The organism is Ralstonia psammae, from assembly GCF_958405935.1.
Taxonomy (GTDB): Bacteria; Pseudomonadota; Gammaproteobacteria; order Burkholderiales; family Burkholderiaceae; genus Ralstonia; species Ralstonia psammae.
The window spans coordinates 1-2,563 of sequence record NZ_CATZBU010000041.1 but is presented as its reverse complement, the minus strand read 5'-3'; the positions used below and the strand labels follow the sequence as shown (position 1 = coordinate 2,563).

General features: G+C 62.2%; 3 protein-coding genes. All 3 read right to left on the bottom strand.

Annotated features, from left to right (window positions below; genetic code table 11):
• Positions 1 to 56 precede the first annotated feature (56 nt).
• Genes tnpC through tnpA form a run of 3 tightly spaced genes read right to left on the bottom strand, consistent with a single transcriptional unit; the run spans position 57 to position 2,463 of the window.
• The gene (gene tnpC, locus R2N16_RS25340; protein ID WP_316669787.1) at positions 57 to 1,667 is read right to left on the bottom strand and encodes an IS66 family transposase; all 1,611 of its coding nucleotides are present in this window, start codon (positions 1,665 to 1,667) and stop codon (positions 57 to 59) included.
• A 44-nt stretch (positions 1,668 to 1,711) separates the two neighbouring features.
• Positions 1,712 to 2,059 (bottom strand): IS66 family insertion sequence element accessory protein TnpB, encoded by a 348-nt coding sequence (gene tnpB / locus R2N16_RS25335; RefSeq protein WP_316669785.1) that lies wholly within the window; start codon positions 2,057 to 2,059, stop codon positions 1,712 to 1,714.
• Positions 2,056 to 2,463: an IS66-like element accessory protein TnpA gene (gene tnpA, locus R2N16_RS25330; protein ID WP_316669783.1), complete on the bottom strand. Its 408-nt coding sequence runs from the start codon at positions 2,461 to 2,463 to the stop codon at positions 2,056 to 2,058. The genes tnpB and tnpA overlap by 4 nt, the downstream gene beginning before the upstream one ends.
• Positions 2,464 to 2,563: the final 100 nt, after the last annotated feature.

Genomic DNA, 2,563 nt, shown 5'->3' with positions numbered 1-2,563 from the left:
CGTAAGGGCCAGATCAGCACCGTAGCAGTTGGTGTTGACGGTGATGCCGGGAAGCGCTATCGGATGGGGGTGGTTTTGGCGGATGCTGGCAGGTACTGTGCAACGTTCCAGGGCAGCAATGCGTCGATGCGGTTGGCCGGATGGTCCGCAATGCGCTCGATGACGTAGTGCAGGTAGGCCTCGGGATCAAGGCCGTTCAGCCGCGCCGTGCCGATGAGCGTGTACATGGCGGCGGCACGCTCACCGCCTGAGTCGGCGCCGGCAAACAGATAGTTGCGCCGACCCAAGGCCACACCGCGCAGGGCGCGCTCAGCAATCAGATTGTCGATCTCGACCTGCCCATCACAGCAGTAGTAGACGAGCGCTGGCCAGCGATTCAACGCGTACTGGATCGCCTTTGTCGTATCGGACTTCGCCGAGAGTGTGGGCAGAAGCTCCTGGAACCACCGCAACATATCGTCGAGCCGTGGCACGGCTTGCTCCTGCCGCACTCGTCTTCGTTCATCGGGTGGTTTGCCACGGATCTGTTCTTCGATCCGGTACAGTGCACCGATGCGCTCCAAGGCTTCTTGCGTGATCGCTGAAGGGCGTACGGCGTGGAGGTCGTGGATCTTACGGCGTGCGTGTGCCATGCACGCCGCCTCCCGAACGCGGCCACTGCGATACAACTCGGCGTAACCTGCAAACGCATCGGCCTGCAGCACACCGGTGAAGTCGGCAAGGTGTTGCTGCGGATGCTCGCCACGTCGGTCCGGCGTGTAAGCAAACCAGACGGCCGGTGCATCGGCTGACGCGCTTGAGCGATCGTCCCGGACGTAGACCCACAACCGTCCGGTCTTGGTGGTGCCCTTGCCGGGTTCCAGAACCGGCAGCGGCGTATCGTCACCGTGTACCTTGGTGCCAGCCAGGGCATAGCGGCGTACCGCATCGACCAGAGGCGAGAGCAGCCACGTGAGGCTACCCAGCCAATGCCCCATCATGCCTGGATCCAGCTCGACGCCTTCGCGCGCGAACATCGCTGCCTGGCGATACAACGGCAAGTGATACAGGAACTTGGACGTTACGATATGGGCCAGCAGCCCAGGGCCAGGAAGGCCGCGCTCAATCGGGCGGCTCGGCGCGGCCGCCTGCACGATGCAATCGCAGCACGAGCAGGCCAGCTTTGGGCGACGATGACGGATGCCCCGGAAGTGCGCGCGCACGTATTCGAGCTGTTCGGATACATCCTCACCCAACGGCTTGAGCGCGCCACCACATTGCGGGCAGTCCTCTACGGCTGGAGCGTGGACAAGCTCTTCGCGCTCCAGGTGCTCGGGCAGCGGCTTACGCTGCTTGGGCTCGCGTGGCTTAGGTGCTGTCTTGGCCTCAGCAGCGGCGGCCGCGCCTTCATCAGCCTGCAGATCTTCCAGGCGCAGTTCCAACTGCTCGATCTGACGCTGCAGCTTCTCCGACTTGCGCCCGAACTGCATGCGCTGCAGCTTGGCGATCAACAGCTTCAGGTGCGCGATCTCTTGCTCACGCGAACTTAGGCGCTGCTCCAGGGCAGCGAGCTGCGCTTTCTGTTCATGCGCTTGCGTATCACGCTCTTGCACTAGCGCGGCGTGCGCGAGCACCATGGCCTTCAAGGCCTCGATGTCGTTGGGTAGAGCGCTCGCACAGAGTTCCATGACGGTAGTCTGCCCGATGGGGGCCTACCGATGGAGTGCGGAATTCATAAGGCGCTGCGCGGACGCGCAGCTGCGATGGGCTGGCGCCAGTCGAAGCCTTCCAACAACAGCGAGAGCTGCGCCGTAGTCAATGCCACCACACCACCTTCGGCCCTGGGCCAGGCGAAACGCCCGGTCTCCAATCGCTTGGCCAGAAGGCAAAGACCACCATCACACCACCACAGCAGCTTGACCAGATCGCCCCGCTTGCCGCGAAACACGAAGACGTGGCCCGAGAACGGATCCTTGCGCAGCACCGACTCGACCTTGGCCGCGAGACCATTGAAGCCGGAGCGCATATCAGTGATACCGGCTGCGATCCAGATACGCGTATTTGCTGGCAGGCCGATCATCGGAGAATGTGCTCAAGAATCAGACCCAGTATCGTCGAGTCGGGCGCGCCCTCTATCCGGACAGACGTGTTGCCGTGCTGAAGTTGAATGCTGCCATTTGCAGCCGCCGCGGGCGCCGGCGCTTCCATCGACACCGGTACATGCTCGGCAGACCGATCAGGTTGCACATTGACAACGACGGGCAACATGGCATCTGTTTGCCCTGCTTCGATCAACAGGCCCTGAGCATATAGCTTGCGCCAGCCCCACAACTGGTTGGCGTTGATGTTGTTCTCGCGGGCGATCCTAGCGACCGAAGCACCAGGTTCGAACGTCTGCTCGACCACAGAGCGTCTCCATTCCATCGGATGCCGCCGGTTCTGACGCTTGGTGGATAACTCGACTGTCTGAGGCACCGTGTCCATTCTCCGCTTGTTGTGGACACAGTCGGTCATCCGTGCCCGTCACAAACGATCATCGCATCAGTGCGTCAAGGCGGGGCAACGGTACATATCAGATGCTTAC